This is a genomic window from Geodermatophilus marinus (genome assembly GCF_003428645.1).
GTDB lineage: Bacteria > Actinomycetota > Actinomycetes > Mycobacteriales > Geodermatophilaceae > Geodermatophilus.
Genome location: NZ_QVQH01000002.1, coordinates 196379 through 214336, shown reverse-complemented (window position 1 = coordinate 214336; position 17958 = coordinate 196379). Strand labels below are relative to the sequence as shown.

The following is a 17958-nucleotide window of genomic DNA, read 5'->3' as shown; positions in this document are numbered from 1 at the left end:
GCTCCGTCGCCGGGCGGTCACTGGACCGGCGCGTCCGGGGGCGGCAGCCGCACCTGCAGCTGCTCGTCGACGGAGCTGACGCCCTCGACGGCCAGCAGCGCGGGGCGGGCCCCGGCCGGCGCCCGGCCGGTGATGACGCCGAGGGAGCCGAGCACCCGCTCGACCTCCATGCCCGACGCGCTCAGCGCCTGGGCCAGCCGAACCCGCCCTCGCGGCGGTCGGCGTTGTTGCCGGCCGCGGCCACGATCAGCGAGCCCTGCTCGAGGGCCCGCCGCCCGGCGGCCGAGTAGGGCGGGTGGGCCTCCGCCACGTCGGCCCCGAGGGACATCGATATCACCGCGCAGCCGTTGGCCACCGCCCACTCGATGCCGGCCAGGATGCCGCCGTCGTCCCCGCTGCCCTCGTCGCCGAGCACGGCCAAAACGTGGTGCACCAACTCGGGGGAGACGGACAGGACCGGCCGGCCGGACGCCGCCCGCAGCGCGGCGAGCTGGTCGGGTGCGGCCGAGACGACCGCGATGCCGAGCCGGGCGAAGACCGTGGCACCGGCGTCGCGGAGGGTCTGCGCCGGCACCCGCCGGGAGTCGAAGTCGCGCGAGTCGGCGACGTCGTCGATCCCCGCGGCCGACCAGGCCACCGGCACGTCGTCCGGGGTGTCGGCGAGGACGAGGACCTGCCGCCCGGTGGTCCGCGCCCCGGGGCTTCGCGGACCGGCAGCGGCCGGTGGATCGATCACGGGACCCCCCTCGCCGAGCGGGCACCGGTCGGTCGGCCCCACACTCCCCCGGCCGCCGGGACGGCACCCGGCGGTGGGGGCAGTCTGCGGGGGCGGCCGCCCGGCCGCACGCCGGGAGCGCGGGGCGCCGCCCACGGTGACGTCCGGAAACCGCCGGTCGGCGCGCACCGCGGCTGCCATGCTCGGTCGCGTGACCCCGCCCCTGGACCCGGAGCGCTGCTACCGCGCGGTCGCCAGCCGGGACGCCCGCTTCGACGGCTGGTTCGTCACCGCCGTCGCCACGACCGGGATCTACTGCCGCCCGTCCTGCCCGGCGCGCACCCCGCACGCGGGCAACGTCTCCTTCTTCTCCACGGCGACCGCCGCCCAGGGCGCCGGCTACCGCGCCTGCCGCCGGTGCCGGCCGGACGCGGTGCCCGGCTCCCCGGAGTGGGACGTCCGGGCCGACGTCGTCGCCCGCGCGATGCGGTTGATCGCTGACGGCGAGGTCGAGCGCGCCGGGGTCCCCGGCCTGGCTGCCCGGCTCGGCTACTCCGAGCGGCAGCTGCACCGGCTGCTGGTGGCCGAGCTCGAGGTCGGCGCGCTGGCCCTCGCCCGCGCCCGCCGCGCGCAGACCGCGCGGGTGCTGGTGGAGACCACCGCGCTGCCGATGTCCGACGTCGCCTTCGCCGCCGGCTTCGCCAGCCTCCGGCAGTTCAACGACACCGTGCGGGAGGTCTTCGCGACCACGCCGAGCGAGCTGCGCCGCCGCGCCCGGCCCGGCCGCCCCGGCCCCGCCGGGGAGCTCACCCTGCGGCTGGCCGCCCGCGCCCCCTACGACGCGGCGGAGGTGCTGCTCTTCCTCGGCGTGCACGCGGTGCCCGGCCTCGAGGAGTGGGACGGGACGACGTTCACCCGGGTCCTCGACCTGCCGCACGGTCCCGCGGTGGTGGCACTCTCCCCCGCCCCCGGCGGCGGGCCGGCGGTCGTTGCGCGGCTGCGCCTGGCGGCCCTGCGCGACCTCGGGGTGGCCGTCGCCCGCTGCCGGCGGATGCTCGACCTGGACGCCGACCCCGTCGCGGTGGACGAGGCGCTGGGCGCCGACCCCGCGCTGGCCGGGCCGGTCGCCGCCGCGCCCGGCCGCCGCGTGCCCGGCGCGCCGGACGCCGCGGAGCTGGCGGTGCGCGCCGTCCTCGGGCAGCAGGTGTCGGTGGCCGGTGCCCGCACCCTCACGGCGCGGGTCGTGGCGGCCGCGGGCGCCCCGCTGCCCGAGCCCGCCGGCACGCTGACCGCGGCCTTCCCGCGCCCCGAGGCCCTGGCCGAGGCCGACCTGTCGGCGGTGGGGCTGACCGGCGCGCGCCGGCGCACGGTGCACGCCCTGGCCGCCGCGCTGGCCGACGGCGCGGTGCGCCTCGACCCGGGCGCCGACCGCGAGGAGGCCGGCCGGGCGCTGCGTGCCGTCCCCGGCATCGGCCCGTGGACGGCGGCCCTGGTGGCCCTGCGCGGCCTCGGCGACCCCGATGTGTGGCTGCCCGGTGACCTGGTGCTGCGACGCTCGCTGGCCGGCCTGGGCAGCAGCGACAGCGAGGCCGCCACCCGCTGGCGCCCGTGGCGTTCGTACGCCGTCATGCACCTGTGGGCGCGCGCCGCGCCGTCCCTCTTCCTCCGCCACCCCGCCACCCCGCCGACCTCCCCGGCCGCACCCCTCCGGAGCGCCTCGTGACCCCTTCCGCCCGATTCGCCACCGTCCCCACCCCGCCCGGGCCGTTCACGGTGATCGTGGGGGCCGACGGCGCCGTGCTCGCCAGCGGCTGGACCGACGACGCCGCCGACCTGCTGCCGGTCGTCCACCGCGCCCTGCGCCCGACCTGGGTCGAGCGCGCCGACCGGCTGGACCCGCTCGACGCCGTCGAGGCCTTCGTGGCCGGCGACGTGTCGGCGATCGACGCGGTGGTCGTCCGCCAGCGCTCCGGACCGTTCCTCGAGGACGCCTGGGAGGTGCTGCGGACCGTACCGGCCGGCGAGCCGGACACCTACGCGGCCTTCGCCGCCCGCTGCGGTCGGCCCTCGGCGGTGCGGGCGGCGGCCAACGCCTGCGCCCGGAACGCCGCCGCGCTGTTCGTCCCCTGCCACCGGGTGCTCGGCTCGGACGGCGGGCTGGGCGGCTTCCGCTGGGGGACGCCGGTCAAGCGCTGGCTGCTCGACCACGAGGCCGCGCACGCGCCGGCGCCGGTCGGCTGAGCCCCGGGGCACAGGAAGCTCTTCCCGCGTCGGGGGACCCTGGACGCGGGCACGGCTTCCTCTCCCTCGGCCCCCGCCGCCCGCGGGTGGCGGCGCGGAACTGTCGGCCGCATCCGGCACCCTCGGGCACCGTGGACGCCGTCTCGCTGCTCACCGGTCTCCTGCTCGGCGCGCTGCTGGCCACCGCCGCCACCCTCGGCGTGGTCGCCCTGGTCGCGCGCCGGCGGCCGGCCGACGACGGCCTGGACCCCGTGCACGAGTCGCTGGACCACCTGCACCGGCTGCTCGCCGGCATGGAGCGCGCCCGCGCCACGGCGCACGGGGAGCTGCGCGAGCAGATGGGCACCGTCGGCCAGGCCTCCTCGCTGCTGCGCCAGGAGACCGCGGCGCTGGTGACGGCGCTGCGCACCCCGCACGTGCGCGGTCGCTGGGGCGAGGTGCAGCTGCGCCGGGTGGTCGAGGTCGCCGGCCTGCTCGAGCACTGCGACTTCGTCGAGCAGCCGCCGAGCACCAACGACGAGGGCGCCGGCGTCCGGCCCGACCTGGTGGTCACCCTCGCCGACGGCCGGCAGGTCGTGGTCGACGCGAAGGTCCCGTTCACCGGCTACATCGAGGCGGTGCAGGCCGAGGACGCCGCCGTCCGCAGCCAGCGGGTCGCCGCGCACGCCCGCCAGCTGCGCGCGCACGTCGACGCGCTCGCCGCGCGGCGCTACCCCACCGCGTTCCGTCCGGCGGCCCCCTTCACCGTGCTGTTCGTCCCCTCCGACGGCTTCCTCACCACCGCGCTGGAGGCCGAGCCCGGGTTGCTCGAGCACGGCTTCGCCCGCGACGTGGTGCTGGCCACCCCGAGCACGCTGCTGGCGCTGCTGCGCACGGTCGCCTACTCGTGGCGGCAGGAACGGCTGGCGCGCGACGCCGACCAGGTGCTCGAGGTCGGCCGGCGGCTGCACGCCCGGCTGGCCACGCTGTCGGGCCACCTCACCCGGCTCGGGTCGGCGCTGTCGTCGGCCACCGCGCGCTACAACGAGGCGATCGGGTCCTACGAGGGTTCGGTGCTGGTCGCCGCCCGCCGCTTCGACGACCTGGGCGTGGCCGAGAGCCCGGTACCCGCGCCGCCGCCGGTCGAGGCGACCGTGCGCACGCTGCGCCCGCCGGTGCCGCCCGCGCTCGGGGACGGGCGGGCCGACCCTCCCGGCTGGGGCCAGGTTGCGGAACCGTGACATCGCCGGTCCGGGGGTGTCGCCGCCACCGGAGGCGGGGAGCGCAGAGGGGACGCCCGTGACCCGAGGAGGCCCTCCGCATGCCCGCACGCCGCACCGCCCGACTCGCCGCCGCGACCGGCGTCGCGGCACTCGCCCTGGGGCTCGGGGCCTGCAGCGAGGACGACCTCGGTGCCCAGGACCCCGACCTGGAGCCGGGGACGCCGGACGTCCGGGGCGAGGACGACCTCACCGACCCCTACACCGGGGACTACGACGCGGCGTGGGCCGAGGACTACGAGGCCTACCTCGACCAGGAGGTGACGCTGAGCGCCCGGGTCGGCGAGGTCCTCACCCCGCAGGTGTTCACCATCGAGCCGCCGCCGGAGGGCGGGGAGGCCCCCGAGCTGCTGGTCGTCACCGAGCAGGACGTGACCGACCTGTCGCCGGGCATCGCGGTCGTCGTCGCGGCCACCCCGCGGGAGGAGTTCGACCTCCCCGCCGCCGAGGAGCAGACCGGGACCGACCTCCCCGACGCCGACCTGGGGTCGTGGGACGGCGAGGCCTGGTTGGAGGCCGCCGCGGTCGAGACGTCACCCAGCGACGACGGCTGACGCTCCGGGGCGTCTCCCATCGCCACGGGCGGCTTTTGGCAGGTGTGGACAGTGCGCGTCGGCCCCGTCCTCCCACTGCCCGCCGCGCCCCCTCAGTACGGTGGCCTGCGACGGCGACCGTCCTCCCCGGCGGCCGCCCCGACCACGCCGACGGGAGGTGTGCCATGGCCTCGGTGAGCACGGCCGACACCTGGCGGGACCCCGGAGCCCGCAGCGAGCGCCGCTCCGGCCGGCCGCTCGCCGGCCCGCCCGTCCCCCCACCCGGGGACCGCGTCGCCCGCAGCGCGCGGCCACCGGTGCCCCCGCCGTCGGCGCGCCCCGACGGGCGGCCCCGGCGCACCGACCTGCCACCGCTTCCCGAGCACCTGGCCCGGCTGGCCCGCAGCCGCGGTGTCGAGCCCGGTCTGCCCGGTGCCGCCGAGCCGGTCCAGCACAGCCGGCCGGTCCAGCACAGCCAACCGGTGCAGCACAGCCGGCCGGTGCCCCGCGGCGAGCACCGCGCCGCCGCTCGCGGCCCCCGCGAGGCGGTCCCCCGGGACGAGGAGCCGCGCCCGCGCTCCCGCGGCGCCCGCGCCTCGGGCACCCGGCCGGCGCCCCCGGCCCCCGAGGGCGGCAGCCGGCTGCGCGGCGCGGTCGCCGTCCTCGCCGTCTTCCTGGTCACCCTCGTCGGGGCTGCGGTGGACTCGTTCCTCGGCATCGGCCTCGGGCTGGTCACCCTCGTGACGCTCACCGGCTCCGCCGCGCTGGCCACCGCCGTCGTGCGCCGGCGCGACCTCGTGACGACCGTCGTCGCCCCGCCGCTGGTCTTCGTCGCGGTCGCCGGCGTCAACATCGCGCTGGCGCCCTCGGCCACCTTCAACCTGGCCGCCGTCGCGACCCTGATGGTCCGGGGCTTCCCGAGCATGGCGCTGGCCACCGCCGCGTGCCTGGCCGTCGCGCTGGTCCGCTGGGCCGCCCGCCGCTGACCGACCGGCACCCCTGACGACGGTGACCCCCTCCCGAGCGGGAGGGGGTCACCGTCGTCCGCGGGGTCTCGCTCAGGCCGGGTCGGGCGCTTCGGCGCGGCGCTGCCGCAGCTCGTGGGGCAGCGCGAAGACCAGCCGCTCCTCGGCCGCCTTGACCGGCTCCACGTCGGCGTAGCCCCGCTCGGCCAGCCAGTCGAGCAGCTCGGAGACCAGCACCTCGGGCACCGAGGCGCCGCTGGTGACCCCGACCGTGCCCACGCCCTCCAGCCACGCCGCGTCGACCTCGGCGGCGAAGTCCACCAGGTGGGCGGCGCGCGCCCCGGCCTCGAGCGCGACCTCGACCAGCCGCACGGAGTTCGAGGAGTTCGTGGAGCCGACGACCAGCACCAGGTCGCAGGAGGGGGCCATCTGCTTGACGGCCTGCTGCCGGTTCTGCGTCGCGTAGCAGATGTCGTCGCTGGGCGGCGACTGCAGCAGGGGGAAACGCTCGCGCAGGCGGTCGACGGTGGCCAGCGTCTCGTCGACCGACAGGGTGGTCTGCGACAGCCACACGACCCGCTCGGGGTCGCGGACCTCGACGTCGTCGACGCCCTCGGGGCCGTCGACGAGCTGGATGTGCTCGGGGGCCTCGCCCGAGGTGCCCTCGACCTCCTCGTGGCCGCGGTGGCCGATGAGCAGGATGTCGTAGTCGTCCTTGGCGAACCGCTTGGCCTCGGAGTGCACCTTCGTGACCAGCGGGCAGGTGGCGTCGATGGTGCGCAGCTGGCGGACGGCCGCCTCCTGGTGCACCGCCGGGGAGACCCCGTGCGCGCTGAACACCACGACCGAGCCCTCGGGCACCTCGTCGGTCTCGTCGACGAAGACCGCCCCGCGCCGCTCGAGCGTGGCCACCACGTGCTTGTTGTGGACGATCTGCTTGCGGACGTAGACGGGGGCGCCGTGGATCTCCAGCGCCCGCTCGACCGCGACCACCGCCCGGTCCACGCCGGCGCAGTAGCCCCGGGGGTCGGCGAGCAGGACGCGTCCGCGCTGATCAGCCATGGCCCCATGGTAGAAGAAGGACCTCCCGGCCCCCCGCCCCTCGCCCGCTCGGGGCGGGCCCCTGCCGGAAGGCCTGCTGCCGCCCGGTGTTCGCACGTTCACACCCGGCCCCGCGGGAAGCCGCCACGCGGACGAGACGAGCACCACGATCCGGGGGTACGGACCCCGGAGGGTGTGTCGGCACGCGACCTCTGGGGCAGTCTGAGGCCATGTCGCGTGAGATCCCCCAGGTCGTCCGTGCCGCGGCCGGCCTGGCCGCCACCGTGCTCGACGAGGCCCGCAAGCTGCCCGGGGAGCTGCCCGGCCTCCCGGTGCGGGTGATCGGCCTGGCCATGCAGGCCACCATGCGCCTCCAGCAGCAGTACTCCGGGCTGGTGGCCCGCGGCGACGAGCTGTTCACCGGGCTGCGCGGCGAGGACGAGCCCGGGCTGGCGACCTTCGACGAGGACCTCCCCCCGGCACCGCCGGTCGAGGGGTCGCCGACGTCGGCACGGACGTCGGCCTTCGACCGCGCGGCCGCGGTCGTCCCCGACCGACCCCGCGCCGACGAGGGCACCACCGCCGAGGAGCAGGTGCCGCCGCTGGTGGACGACGAGGTCCTGGGCCTGCCCGACGACGAGCCGGGCGCCGAGGAGGTCGTCGAGGCGCTCGAGGACATCGCCGACGAGGTGCGCGAGGCCGGCATCCCGGCGGCCTCCGGCGCGCCGCAGCCCGGGCTGAGCACCGAGGACGAGCTCGAGACGGCGCTGCTCGAGGCCGACGGCGCCCCCGACGAGGCCCTGGTCGACGGTGGCACCGCGGACGTCGGCACGGTCGACGCCGACCTGATCGCCGAGGCCCCCACGACGCTGCCCGAGCCGCTCGACACCGGGAGCGAGCCGACCGGCGACGCCGTCCCGGCCGGCACCGCACCCGGCGAGCCCGAGGCGGCCGCCGAGCCCGACACCGCGCCCACCGACCCCGGCGGCTCGCCGGTCGGCGAGGCGGCCGGGGCCCCCGACGTGACCGGGGAGGTCGACGTGCTCATCCCGGACGGCGGGGTGACCACCGTCGAGGGCACGGTGACCGACGAGGGCGTGGCCGCCCCCGAGCCCGCCGCCCCCGAGCCCGCCGCCCCCGAGCCCGCCGCCCCCGAGCCCGCCGCCCCCGAGCCCGCCGCGGACGAGCCCCCCGCCCCGGCCGCCGAGCCCATCGGGGCGGGCGCCGCCGAGGCCGCCGACGGCGCACCGGTCGACGGCTACGAGTCCATGACCATCGCCCAGCTGCGCGGCCGGCTGCGGGGCTACCAGCTCGCCACCGTCGCCGACCTGCTCGCCTTCGAGGAGGCCCACGAGGCCCGCGAGCCGTACCTGCGGATGCTGCGCAACCGGCTGGAGAAGCTCGAGCGGCAGGCGGTCGAGTCCAGCCCCCTGGCCCCGCGCGGCACCTGACGGCGGAGCCGGGACCGGGCCGGCCGGGGTGTCGGAGCCGTCTGACACGCTCGCGGCATGACCGCTCCCCCGACACCGGACGCGCCGTGGCCGGTCCGCACGGTGGCCCGCAAGGTCGCCGAGTGGATCGGCCGCCTCGGCGAGGTCTGGGTCGAGGGGCAGGTCGCCCAGATCTCCCGTCGCGGCGCGGCCACCGTGTTCCTCACGCTGCGCGACCCGGCCGCCGACCTGTCGGTGCCGGTGACCTGCGCCCGCGACGTCGCCGACCGCCCCGGCCTGGAGCTCGCCGAGGGCGCCCGGGTCGTCGTCCGCGCCCGGCCGGACTACTACGTCGCCCGGGGCTCGTTCTCGTTGCGCGCCACCGAGATCCGCGCGGTCGGCCTCGGTGAGCTGCTCGCCCGCATCGAGCGGATCCGCCGGCTGCTGGCCGCCGAGGGCCTCTTCGACGCCGCCCGCAAGAAGCCGCTGCCGTTCGCACCGGCCGTCGTCGGCGTCGTCACCGGCCGGGACAGCGCCGCCGAGCGGGACGTGCTGGTCACCGCCCGCCGCCGGTGGCCGGCGGTGCGCTTCGCCGTCCACCACAGCCTCGTGCAGGGGGCGAGCGCCGCGGCCTCGGTCATCGACGGGCTCCGCCGGCTGGACGCCGACCCGGAGGTCGAGGTGATCGTCGTGGCCCGCGGCGGCGGGTCGGTGGAGGACCTCCTGCCTTTCTCGGACGAGGGTCTGGTGCGCGCGATCGCGGCCTGCCGGACCCCGGTCGTCACCGCGGTCGGCCACGAGACCGACACCACCCTGGTCGACCACGCCGCCGACGTCCGCGCCGCCACGCCCACCGACGCCGCGCACCGGGTGGTCCCGGAGATCGGTGAGCAGCAGCGGCTGGTCGACGGGCTGCGGGCCCGCGCGCGGCACCTGCTCGCCGCCCGCCTCGAGCAGCAGGAGCGGTGGCTGGACGGCGTCCGCAGCCGGCCGGTGCTGGCCGATCCGCAGCGGCTGCTGCACGGCCGGGCCGACGACGTGGAGCAGCTGCGCTCCCGGGCCCGCCGCACGCTGGTGCACCGGGTCGAGGGCGCCGAGCGGGACCTCGAGCACGCCCGCGCGCGGGTGGCCGCGCTCTCGCCCGCGGCGACGCTGCAGCGCGGCTACGCGGTCGTGCAGCGGGCCGACGGGGCGCTGGTGCGGGACCCGGCCGAGGTGGCCGACGCCGAGCGGCTGTCGGTCCGGGTGGCGGGGGGCCGGATGGCGGTCCGGGTGGACCGGGAGGATGGGGCGTCATGAGCGAGCCGACGGCGCCGACGGAACCCACCACGACCTACGAGCAGGCCCGCGAGGAGCTCGCCGACGTGGTCCGCCGGCTCGAGGCCGGTGGCCTGACGCTGGAGGAGTCGCTGTCGCTCTGGGAGCGCGGCGAGCAGCTCGCCGAGCTGTGCCGGCACTGGCTGGACCGGGCGCGCGAGCGGCTGGCGGCGGCCGGACCCGCCGAGGGAGCCGGCGGGGGTGCCGCCGGCGGCTGACCCGCGCGCGGAGGTCCGGCCGACCCGCGGACCGCACCGCGGCGGCGCGGGTCAGGCCGGCAGCCGCTCCGGGGCGCCGGCGGGCAGCGGCAGGCCGGCGGCGCGCAGCGCGGCCAGCAGCCGGTCGGCGGCGGCGTGCGGGTCGGCGGGGGCATCGCCCAGGAGCCCGGCGACGAGGTCGCGCAGGTCGGTCCCGGCGGCCGCGGGCCGGGCCGGGACCCGGGTCACCAGGCCGCAGGAGCAGGACCCGCCGGTGGGAGGGGGCCGGTGGTCGCCGCCGGCGCAGAGGGCGGGTCCGGTCATCGCAGGCTCCTCGCAGGACCGTGGCCTGGCGCAGGGGGCGCCGGCCGGGGTCCGAGCGTCCCGCGACCGGGCCGGGTCCGCGCGGGGAGGCCCGCTCCGGTCACCACCTCTCCCCGTGACCGTCACGCGATCGCAAAGAGCGCTCAGGGGGCGACCTGCTCCACGGCCGCGGCGACCTCCACCAGCTCGCCGTCCGAGGCCGACCCGGTGACCACCACGGTGGCGCCGTCGGCCTCGCGGGACAGCGCGGTCTCGCCGCGGGCGGTGGTCCAGCGGGTCCACGCCTCGCCGTCGACGTCCGTGCTGCCCTCCTGCTCGGCGTCGCCGAGGACGTCGGTGAGGGCGCTCGCCCGGGGGTCGTCGCTCACCGCGAACCCCGCGTACTCACCACCCGGCGTCAGGTAGCCGATGGCGAGCGTCACCGGGTCGCCCTCGCCGGCGGCGCCGGCGTCGGTGCGGACGCTCGTCGGCCGGTACCCCTCCGGCAGGTCCCCCGGGACGGGCAGCGGGTAGGAGGCCCGCGCGGCGGCGAGCTGGACCGACGACGTCGGGTCCACCGTCCGCACCCGTGCATCGGGGCCCTGCTGGAAGGCCACCCACCCGGCGATCAGCAGGCAGATGAGCACCAGCGGCGCCAGTGAACGGACCATGTTCGCCGCGCTCATCCGGTTGGCCCGCTCGATCGCCGGGGACGGCGGCGGGGCCGTCCCCCCGGGGGGCTGGCTGGTGGGGCCCGTGGTGCTCACCCCCCTAGGATGACAGCGCCGCTCCCGCACCCCGCGGCGGTGCGAACAGGAGGTCCTGTGTCCCTGCCCCTCCCCGACGGCCCGCTGACCGCCACCGACCGCAGCTTCCGCTCCGACCGCCCCGCCCCCGACCGCAACCTCGCCCTCGAGCTGGTCCGCGTCACCGAGGCCGCGGCGATGGCCGCCGGCCGCTGGGTCGGCCGCGGCGACAAGAACGGCGGTGACGGCGCGGCGGTCGACGCGATGCGGGCGCTCATCGGCACCGTGAGCATGCGGGGGGTCGTCGTCATCGGCGAGGGCGAGAAGGACGAGGCGCCCATGCTCTACAACGGCGAGCAGGTGGGCGACGGCAACGGCCCCGAGTGCGACGTGGCGGTCGACCCGATCGACGGCACCACGCTCATGGCCAAGGGCATGCCCAACGCGATCGCGGTGATGGCGGTCGCCGAGCGCGGCGCCATGTACGACCCGTCGGCGGTCTTCTACATGGAGAAGCTGGCGACCGGCCCGGCGGCGGCCGACGTCGTCGACATCACCGCCCCGGTGGCCGAGAACGTCCGCCGGGTCGCGCGTGCCAAGCACAGCTCGGTCGCCGACGTCACCGTCTGCATCCTGGACCGCCCGCGGCACGACGACCTCGTGCGCGAGGTCCGCGAGGCCGGTGCGCGGATCAAGTTCATCACCGACGGCGACGTCGCCGGGGCGATCGCCGCGGCCCGGGAGGGCACCGGCGTCGACCTGCTGCTGGGCATCGGCGGCACCCCGGAGGGCATCATCGCCGCCTGCGCGCTCAAGTGCATGGGTGGTGCCCTGCAGGGCCGGCTCTGGCCGAAGGACGACGAAGAGCGCCGCAAGGCGGTCGACGCCGGCCACGACCTCGACCGGGTGCTGCACATCGACGACCTCGTCCGCGGCGACGTGTTCTTCGTGGCGACGGGGATCACCGACGGCGAGCTGCTGCGCGGCGTCCAGTACCGGGCGGGGGGGTGCACCACGCAGTCGCTGGTCATGCGCTCGCGCTCGGGCACGATCCGGTCCATCGAGAGCCTGCACTCGCTGTCGAAGCTGCGGGCCTACTCCGCGGTGCCCTTCGACCGGGACGTCGAGGAGGACTGAGACCGGGCGGTCTCACAGGTCCGTCACAGGTTGGGCGGGAATCCTCCCCCGTACGGCCCGGCACGACCGCGACCGGGCTCCGGGAGGGGGAGAGCATGCGCACGAGGAACCTCGTCATCGGGGTGGGCGCCGCGGGGGCGCTGACGCTGACCGGCATCGGTGTGGCGGTGGCCGAGCCGACACCCACCCCCGCACCCTCGACCAGCTCGCCGTCCGCCACGCCGGACGAGGACGCCACGGCGGTCGAGGACGAGCGCCGGGCGGCCGTCGAGGAGGCGCTGGCCGGGCTCGTCGAGGACGGCACGCTCACCCAGGACCAGGCCTCTCGGATCGCCGAGACCCTCGCCGACTCACCCGCCGTCGGGCCCGGCTGGGGCTGGCACCACCGCTGGGACGGCGACGGCCCGCCGGACTGGGTCGACGGGGCCGACTTCGACGCCGTCTGGAGCGCGGCCGCCGAGGCGCTCGGCATGAGCACCGAGGAGCTGCAGTCCGCGCTCTCCGAGCCGGGGACCAGCCTCGCCGACGTCGCCGAGCAGCAGGGTGTCGACACCCAGGCGGTCGTCGACGCCCTCGTGGCCGAGGCGGAGGCCCGGATCGACGAGGCCGTGGCCGCCGGCTCGCTGAGCGAGGAGCAGGCCGCCGAGCTGCGCGAGCAGCTGCCCGACCGGGTCGCGGCCAAGGTCGAGGGCGGCTGGTGGGCGCACCGGGGCGGCATGGACGACTGACGACCCCGGCGCCGCCGCGGCCTGAGGCCCGCCGCCCTCAGGGCCGCGGCGGGGCCGGCGGGGGCGTCGGTGCCCGGGGGGCCGGCGGCGGGGTGGGCGCCGGCGGCAGGTGCCGGGCGGCGAGCCGCTCGACCAGCGCCCGCCAGCGGCTGGCCGACTCGCCGGGGGCGAGGCTGCGCAGCCGCAGGTCGCCGAAGACCGCCCGCGCCCGGACGACGATGCGCGGGGTGCCCTCCAGGCGGGGAACGGGCGCGAGGTCGACGACGCGGTCCCCGAACACGGTCCGGCCGATCAGCTCGGCGTCGACCCCCTCGGGCACCACGACGTCCACGTCCCCGAACCAGGTGCTCAGCTCGATCTCGATCCGCTGCTCGCGGGTGCGCAGGTCGCGCAGGTCGAGCCGGATGTCGCCGAAGACCGTGTGCGCCCGCTCGGGCGCCGCGCCGGCCCCGGTCAGCCGGATGTCCCCGAAGACGCTGTCGACCTGGCTGGGTGGCCGCGACCCGACGATCTCCACCTCGGGGCTGCCCTCGGCGGGCAGGTCGGCCACCGGGCCCGCCAGGTCCTCGGCCGTGACGGCGGCGTAGGCGGCCTCCACCCGCTCGCCGAACTCCCCCAGGTCGATGCGGCCCTCGGCCACGGCGCGCTGCAACCGGGCCACCACGGCCTCCCGGTCGGCGTCCGAGATGCGGACGGCGGGGGCGGGGTGCTCACGGTCGGGGGGCTGCTCGGCGGGCGTCACGTCCCTGACGCTAGCGCCGGGCACGGCGTCCGGGGGGCACCCCGGGGCCGGGGGGACCGGACCGGGGGCCGCGGGGAGCCGGGTTCAGCCGTAGAGCGCGGAGCAGGAGTCCACCGGCGCGTTGCGGCCGCCGCACGTCCGGCCGTACTCGGCGTACGGCTCCAGGGCGGGGTCGGCGAGCGCCAGGAGCTGGAGCAGGTCGCAGAAGGCGACCACGCCCTGCTGGCAGCCATCGGCCACCCCCTGGAGGTCGGCGTCGGCGCCGGTCGGGGCGGGCTGGGCGGCGGGCAGGTCGGCCGGGACCCCGCCACCGTCGCCGCCGTCGCCGTACCGCTGCCGGCAGCTGCCGCCGTCGGGCTCGTTGCGGCCGCCGCAGGTCTCCGCGTAGGCCTCGTACTCGGAGCCGACGGGCGTGCCGAGGTACAGCTCGTCGCACGCCGCCCAGTCCCCGCCGAAGCAGGACTCGGCGAGCGCGTCGAACCCCGGGTCGTCGCCGAGGTCGCCCGGGGGCTGCCCGGCCGGTGCCGCACCGGTGTCCGGGGACGGCGAGGACGCCGGGGGCGAGGGCTCCGTGGGCGACGGGGTGCCCGGGGAGGCGCTCGGCGACCCCTCGGCCGACGAGGTCGCGGCCGGGGTGGGGTCGGCGGCCGGGGCCGCGTCGTCGTCCCCCCGCAGCAGGAGGACCGCGGCGATGCCGCCGGCCACGAGCAGCACCACCGCGGCGACCACCAGGGCGATGACCGTGGTGCGCCTGCTCCTGCCCGGCCCGGCGGGGCCGCCCGGCGCACCCTGCGGCGGGCCGCCGTACGGGGGCTGCTGCCCCCAGCCCGGCTGCGGCCGGCCCCACCCCGGCGGGTGCCCGGAGGGGTCCTGCCCGCCGTACGGCTGCTGGGGGTACGACTGCTGCGCGTACGGCTGCTGCCCCCAGCCCGGCTGCGGCTGCCCCCACCCCGGCTGACCGCCGGGCGCCTGCTGGCCGTACCCGGGCGGCGCGGGGAACTGCTCGGTCCCCTGCCGGCCGGGCACCGGGGGCACCTGGCCCGGGCCGTAGTGCTGGGTCGGTGCCGCCGGCCGGTAGCCCGCGGCGGGTTCGCCGAGCTGCTGGGTCTCGTCGTCCGGACCGGGCGTCCCCTGTCCCTGCCGGTCGGGCTCGGTGCCCCGGGGGTCGGGGCCGCCCTGCGGCGGGTTCGGCGGCGGCTGGGACATGCGCGGGTGCTCCTCGGTTCCGGTGGACGGCGGGGGGATGCTAGAGGTCTTCCCGCGCCCTGCCGAGGCCGTCGCGCGCCGTCGGGCGGGGATCGTCGGCACCCCTTCCCCGGCGGCCTCTAGGGTCGCTGCCGGAGCACCGATCCCACCCAGACCACACCGGGAGCGCAGCGTGGCGGCAGAGCAGGACGCAACGGAGTACCGCGTCGAGCACGACTCCATGGGGGAGGTGCGGGTCCCGGCCTGGGCCAAGTGGCGCGCGCAGACCCACCGCGCGGTCGAGAACTTCCCGATCTCCGGGACACCCATCGAGCGCGAGCTCATCGCCGCCCTCGCCGCGATCAAGGGCGCCGCGGCCCAGGTCAACGCCGAGCTCGGCGTCCTGGACGCCGACGTGGCCGCCGCCATCGCGGACGCCGCCGAGACCGTCGTCCGCGGCGAGTGGGACGAGCACTTCCCCATCGACGTCTTCCAGACCGGGTCGGGGACGTCGAGCAACATGAACACCAACGAGGTCATCGCCACGCTGGCCACCGAGGCGCTGGGCCGCCCGGTCCACCCCAACGACCACGTCAACGCCTCCCAGTCGTCCAACGACGTGTTCCCGTCGGCGATCCACATCGCGGCCACCCGGGCGATCGTCCGCACCCTGGTCCCGGCCCTCCGGCACCTCGAGGCGTCCCTCTCCCGCAAGGCCGAGGAGTTCGCCGAGGTCGTCAAGAGCGGCCGCACGCACCTCATGGACGCCACCCCGGTCACTCTCGGCCAGGAGTTCGGCGGCTACGCGGCCGCCGTCCGGTACGGCGTCGAGCGGCTGCAGGCCTCGCTGCCGCGGATCGGCGAGCTGCCGCTCGGCGGCACCGCGGTCGGCACCGGCATCAACACCCCGCCCGGCTTCGCGGCGCGGATCATCGAGCGGCTGGCCGGCGAGCTGGAGCTGCCGCTGTCCGAGGCGCGCGACCACTTCGAGGCGCAGAGCTCCCGGGACTCCCTCGTCGAGGGCTCGGGGCAGCTGAGGACGATCGCCGTCGGCCTGGTGAAGATCGCCAACGACCTGCGCTGGATGGGGTCGGGGCCGCGCACCGGCCTGGGCGAGATCGCCCTGCCGGACCTGCAGCCGGGCAGCTCGATCATGCCGGGCAAGGTCAACCCGGTGATCCCCGAGGCCACGATCCAGGTCGGCGCCCAGGTGATCGGCAACGACGCCGCGGTGACCTTCGCCGGCACGACGGGGAACTTCGAGCTCAACGTCACCCTGCCGCTGATGGCCCGCAACGTGCTCGAGTCGATCCGGCTGCTGGCCAACGTGTCGCGGCTGCTGGCCGACCGCTGCGTCGACGGCATCACCGCGAACGTCGAGCGCTGCCGCGAGTACGCCGAGTCCTCGCCGTCCATCGTCACGCCGCTGAACAAGTACATCGGCTACGAGGAGGCGGCCAAGGTCGCCAAGCAGTCCCTGGCCGAGCAGAAGACCATCCGGCAGGTGGTGGTCGAGCGGGGGTACGTCGAGCAGGGCAAGCTCACCGAGGCCCAGCTCGACGAGGCGCTCGACGTCCTCTCGATGACGCACCCGTGACCGGCCGGGAGGGCGCGGCGGCGCGCCGTCCCGCCCTCCCGCCGCGGGGTGGGGACGCGGGGGCTACCGGAGCTGAGTAGCGTCCAGTGCTGATGAGCGAGACAGCGAGCGCACCCGCGGCCGGCAACCCCGACGTGTCCCTGCGCTACCCCGGTGGAGAACTGCCCCTCAGCGTGGTGCCGGCCACGGAGGGGTCCGACGGCCTGGACACGGGCAAGCTGCTGGCGACGACCGGGCAGGTCGCGCTGGACATCGGCTTCGTCAACACGGCGTCCTGCACCTCGGCCATCACCTACATCGACGGTGACGCCGGCGTGCTGCGCTACCGCGGCTACCCGATCGACCAGCTGGCCGAGCACTCGAGCTTCATCGAGGTCAGCTACCTGCTGATCTACGGCGAGCTGCCGACGGCCCGCCAGCTGGCCGACTTCGACACCCGGATCCGGCGGCACACCCTGCTGCACGAGGACCTCAAGCAGTTCTTCAAGGGCTTCCCGCGCGACGCGCACCCGATGCCCGTGCTGTCCTCGGCGGTCAGCGCCCTGTCGACCTTCTACCAGGACTCCCTGGACCCCTTCGACGAGGAGCAGGTCGAGATCTCGACCCTGCGACTGCTGGCCAAGCTGCCCACCATCGCGGCCTACGCCTACAAGAAGTCGGTCGGCCAGCCGTTCCTGTACCCGGACAACTCCCTCGGCCTGGTCGAGAACTTCCTGCGGATGACGTTCGGCTTCCCCGCCGAGCCCTACGAGGTCGACCCCGAGCTGGCCAAGGCCCTCGACATGCTGTTCGTGCTGCACGCCGACCACGAGCAGAACTGCTCGACATCGACCGTGCGGCTGGTCGGGTCGTCGCAGGCCAACCTCTTCGCCTCCGTGTCCGCCGGCATCAACGCCCTGTTCGGCCCGCTCCACGGCGGGGCCAACCAGTCGGTGCTCGAGATGCTGGAGGCCATCCAGCGCGACGGCGGCGACATCCCCCGCTTCGTCGCCCGGGTGAAGGACAGGGAGCCCGGCGTCAAGCTCATGGGCTTCGGGCACCGGGTCTACAAGAACTACGACCCGCGCGCGGCCATCGTGAAGCAGACCGCCGACCGGGTGCTCGACAAGCTCGGCGGGGACAACCAGATGCTCGACCTGGCGCGCCAGCTGGAGGAGATCGCGCTGTCCGACGACTACTTCGTCGAGCGCAAGCTCTACCCGAACGTCGACTTCTACACCGGGCTGATCTACCGGGCGATGGGCTTCCCGACCCGCATGTTCACGGTCCTGTTCGCCCTGGGCCGGCTGCCCGGCTGGATCGCCCAGTGGCGCGAGATGATCGCCGACCCGGCCACGAAGATCGGCCGGCCGCGGCAGGTCTACACCGGCGAGACCGAGCGGGCGTTCGTGGAGATCGGCAACCGCTGAGACACCGACCCCGTCCCGGGGCCACCTCGCACGCCCGGGGTGGGCCCCCGGACGGGGTCGGACGTCACCGGGACCCCGCCGTCCACCGCGGGCGGCGGGACCCCGGCGTCCGGGAAGGAGCCCGCATGACCGAGGCCTCGCCCGGCGACGACCTGGTGCTGCCGCCCGTGCCGCTGGCCACGGGCGGCGTCGTCCGGCTCGAGGGCACCCGGCACCGCGTCGCGCGGGTCGAGCTGGTCGTCTCGACCGAGGACGGCGCGATCGTCCGCATCCCCCTGGAGCAGCACCACGGCGGCTGGTGGCCGCCCGCCGACCGCACCGCCCGCCCCGGCTGACCGCCCGCCGATCGGGTGGGGTCCCTCCCCCTCCCGGGTGAGAGGGGCCCGACCCGCCCTCCGGCCGCCTCCCCCCTC

20 protein-coding genes are annotated in these 17958 nt (G+C 77.0%); 13 read left to right on the top strand and 7 right to left on the bottom strand.

All coding sequences use genetic code 11. The features are described 5' to 3' along the window. Window positions 1–17 precede the first annotated feature (17 nt). The gene (locus D0Z06_RS25210; RefSeq protein WP_158579863.1) at window positions 18–170 is read right to left on the bottom strand and encodes a hypothetical protein; all 153 of its coding nucleotides are present in this window, start codon (window positions 168–170) and stop codon (window positions 18–20) included. Between the two features lie 11 nt (window positions 171–181). After that, the gene (locus D0Z06_RS03340) at window positions 182–736 is read right to left on the bottom strand and encodes a S8 family serine peptidase (protein ID WP_117376105.1); all 555 of its coding nucleotides are present in this window, start codon (window positions 734–736) and stop codon (window positions 182–184) included. Between the two features lie 190 nt (window positions 737–926). Between D0Z06_RS03340 and D0Z06_RS03335 the strand changes: the two genes are divergently transcribed. From D0Z06_RS03335 to D0Z06_RS03315, 5 genes are all read left to right on the top strand, one after another. Further along, window positions 927–2438, top strand: coding sequence for an AlkA N-terminal domain-containing protein (locus D0Z06_RS03335; protein WP_233517417.1), 1512 nt, complete (start codon window positions 927–929; stop codon window positions 2436–2438). After that, the gene (locus D0Z06_RS03330) at window positions 2435–2956 is read left to right on the top strand and encodes a methylated-DNA--[protein]-cysteine S-methyltransferase (RefSeq protein ID WP_117375945.1); all 522 of its coding nucleotides are present in this window, start codon (window positions 2435–2437) and stop codon (window positions 2954–2956) included. Before D0Z06_RS03335 ends, D0Z06_RS03330 begins: the two co-directional genes overlap by 4 nt. 131 nt (window positions 2957–3087) lie before the next feature. Next, window positions 3088–4176, top strand: a complete 1089-nt coding sequence (locus tag D0Z06_RS03325) for a DNA recombination protein RmuC (RefSeq protein ID WP_233517416.1) — start codon at window positions 3088–3090, stop codon at window positions 4174–4176. An 80-nt stretch (window positions 4177–4256) separates the two neighbouring features. Next, a complete protein-coding gene (locus tag D0Z06_RS03320; protein ID WP_117375944.1) occupies window positions 4257–4769 on the top strand; it encodes a hypothetical protein in 513 nt (170 codons plus the stop codon). A gap of 173 nt (window positions 4770–4942) precedes the next feature. Further along, the gene (locus D0Z06_RS03315; protein ID WP_147331972.1) at window positions 4943–5734 is read left to right on the top strand and encodes a DUF6542 domain-containing protein; all 792 of its coding nucleotides are present in this window, start codon (window positions 4943–4945) and stop codon (window positions 5732–5734) included. A 72-nt stretch (window positions 5735–5806) separates the two neighbouring features. On the opposite strand, the gene D0Z06_RS03310 is transcribed toward D0Z06_RS03315, so the two are convergent. Continuing rightward, on the bottom strand, window positions 5807–6775 hold the full coding sequence (locus D0Z06_RS03310; RefSeq protein ID WP_117375942.1) for a 4-hydroxy-3-methylbut-2-enyl diphosphate reductase: 969 nt from the start codon (window positions 6773–6775) through the stop codon (window positions 5807–5809). A 209-nt stretch (window positions 6776–6984) separates the two neighbouring features. Between D0Z06_RS03310 and D0Z06_RS25645 the strand changes: the two genes are divergently transcribed. From D0Z06_RS25645 to D0Z06_RS03295, 3 genes are read left to right on the top strand one after another with little or no spacing between them, the layout of a single operon-like run. Beyond that, on the top strand, window positions 6985–8205 hold the full coding sequence (locus tag D0Z06_RS25645) for a hypothetical protein (RefSeq protein WP_199522100.1): 1221 nt from the start codon (window positions 6985–6987) through the stop codon (window positions 8203–8205). A gap of 57 nt (window positions 8206–8262) precedes the next feature. Beyond that, the gene (xseA, locus tag D0Z06_RS03300) at window positions 8263–9483 is read left to right on the top strand and encodes an exodeoxyribonuclease VII large subunit (RefSeq protein ID WP_117375941.1); all 1221 of its coding nucleotides are present in this window, start codon (window positions 8263–8265) and stop codon (window positions 9481–9483) included. Further along, window positions 9480–9719 carry an exodeoxyribonuclease VII small subunit gene (locus D0Z06_RS03295; RefSeq protein WP_117375940.1) on the top strand — a complete coding sequence of 80 codons (240 nt, stop codon included), beginning with the start codon at window positions 9480–9482 and terminating at the stop codon, window positions 9717–9719. The genes xseA and D0Z06_RS03295 overlap by 4 nt, the downstream gene beginning before the upstream one ends. A 51-nt stretch (window positions 9720–9770) precedes the next feature. On the opposite strand, the gene D0Z06_RS03290 is transcribed toward D0Z06_RS03295, so the two are convergent. Together D0Z06_RS03290 and D0Z06_RS03285 are read right to left on the bottom strand one after the other, a co-directional pair. Beyond that, entirely contained in the window at window positions 9771–10022 is a 252-nt protein-coding gene (locus D0Z06_RS03290) for a hypothetical protein (protein WP_117375939.1), read from the bottom strand. A 143-nt stretch (window positions 10023–10165) separates the two neighbouring features. Further along, window positions 10166–10768 (bottom strand): DUF4245 domain-containing protein, encoded by a 603-nt coding sequence (locus D0Z06_RS03285; protein ID WP_117375938.1) that lies wholly within the window; start codon window positions 10766–10768, stop codon window positions 10166–10168. A gap of 57 nt (window positions 10769–10825) precedes the next feature. On the opposite strand from D0Z06_RS03285, the gene glpX reads away from it, so the two are divergent. Both glpX and D0Z06_RS03275 read left to right on the top strand, forming a co-directional pair. Then, on the top strand, window positions 10826–11884 hold the full coding sequence (gene glpX, locus D0Z06_RS03280) for a class II fructose-bisphosphatase (RefSeq protein WP_199522099.1): 1059 nt from the start codon (window positions 10826–10828) through the stop codon (window positions 11882–11884). Window positions 11885–11979: 95 nt separating this feature from the next. Beyond that, entirely contained in the window at window positions 11980–12612 is a 633-nt protein-coding gene (locus tag D0Z06_RS03275; protein ID WP_117375937.1) for a hypothetical protein, read from the top strand. Between the two features lie 37 nt (window positions 12613–12649). Here D0Z06_RS03275 and D0Z06_RS03270 read toward each other — a convergent pair whose 3' ends face one another. Both D0Z06_RS03270 and D0Z06_RS03265 read right to left on the bottom strand, forming a co-directional pair. Continuing rightward, entirely contained in the window at window positions 12650–13354 is a 705-nt protein-coding gene (locus tag D0Z06_RS03270; RefSeq protein WP_117375936.1) for a DUF1707 SHOCT-like domain-containing protein, read from the bottom strand. Window positions 13355–13438: 84 nt separating this feature from the next. Continuing rightward, window positions 13439–14560, bottom strand: coding sequence for a chromosomal replication initiator protein DnaA (locus tag D0Z06_RS03265; protein ID WP_117375935.1), 1122 nt, complete (start codon window positions 14558–14560; stop codon window positions 13439–13441). Window positions 14561–14732: 172 nt separating this feature from the next. Here D0Z06_RS03265 and D0Z06_RS03260 point away from each other — a divergent pair, with 172 nt between their 5' ends. The 3 genes from D0Z06_RS03260 (at window position 14733) to D0Z06_RS03250 (ending at window position 17880) form a co-directional block, all read left to right on the top strand. Further along, entirely contained in the window at window positions 14733–16136 is a 1404-nt protein-coding gene (locus D0Z06_RS03260; protein WP_117375934.1) for a class II fumarate hydratase, read from the top strand. A 92-nt stretch (window positions 16137–16228) separates the two neighbouring features. After that, window positions 16229–17545, top strand: a complete 1317-nt coding sequence (locus D0Z06_RS03255; protein WP_117376103.1) for a citrate synthase — start codon at window positions 16229–16231, stop codon at window positions 17543–17545. Between the two features lie 125 nt (window positions 17546–17670). Next, window positions 17671–17880: a hypothetical protein gene (locus tag D0Z06_RS03250; RefSeq protein ID WP_117375933.1), complete on the top strand. Its 210-nt coding sequence runs from the start codon at window positions 17671–17673 to the stop codon at window positions 17878–17880. Window positions 17881–17958 lie beyond the last annotated feature (78 nt).

What these genes read in the sequence shown, in the direction of transcription:
- D0Z06_RS03255 (WP_117376103.1), top strand. Translation starts at nt 16,229, where the DNA reads ATGAGCGAGACAGCGAGCGCACCCGCGGCCGGCAACCCCGACGTGTCC.
- D0Z06_RS03320 (WP_117375944.1), top strand. Translation starts at nt 4,257, where the DNA reads ATGCCCGCACGCCGCACCGCCCGACTCGCCGCCGCGACCGGCGTCGCG.
- D0Z06_RS03295 (WP_117375940.1), top strand. Translation starts at nt 9,480, where the DNA reads ATGAGCGAGCCGACGGCGCCGACGGAACCCACCACGACCTACGAGCAG.
- xseA (WP_117375941.1), top strand. Translation starts at nt 8,263, where the DNA reads ATGACCGCTCCCCCGACACCGGACGCGCCGTGGCCGGTCCGCACGGTG.
- D0Z06_RS03250 (WP_117375933.1), top strand. Translation starts at nt 17,671, where the DNA reads ATGACCGAGGCCTCGCCCGGCGACGACCTGGTGCTGCCGCCCGTGCCG.
- D0Z06_RS25210 (WP_158579863.1), bottom strand. Translation starts at nt 170, where the DNA reads ATGGAGGTCGAGCGGGTGCTCGGCTCCCTCGGCGTCATCACCGGCCGG.
- D0Z06_RS25645 (WP_199522100.1), top strand. Translation starts at nt 6,985, where the DNA reads ATGTCGCGTGAGATCCCCCAGGTCGTCCGTGCCGCGGCCGGCCTGGCC.
- D0Z06_RS03275 (WP_117375937.1), top strand. Translation starts at nt 11,980, where the DNA reads ATGCGCACGAGGAACCTCGTCATCGGGGTGGGCGCCGCGGGGGCGCTG.
- D0Z06_RS03265 (WP_117375935.1), bottom strand. Translation starts at nt 14,560, where the DNA reads ATGTCCCAGCCGCCGCCGAACCCGCCGCAGGGCGGCCCCGACCCCCGG.
- D0Z06_RS03310 (WP_117375942.1), bottom strand. Translation starts at nt 6,775, where the DNA reads ATGGCTGATCAGCGCGGACGCGTCCTGCTCGCCGACCCCCGGGGCTAC.
- D0Z06_RS03290 (WP_117375939.1), bottom strand. Translation starts at nt 10,022, where the DNA reads ATGACCGGACCCGCCCTCTGCGCCGGCGGCGACCACCGGCCCCCTCCC.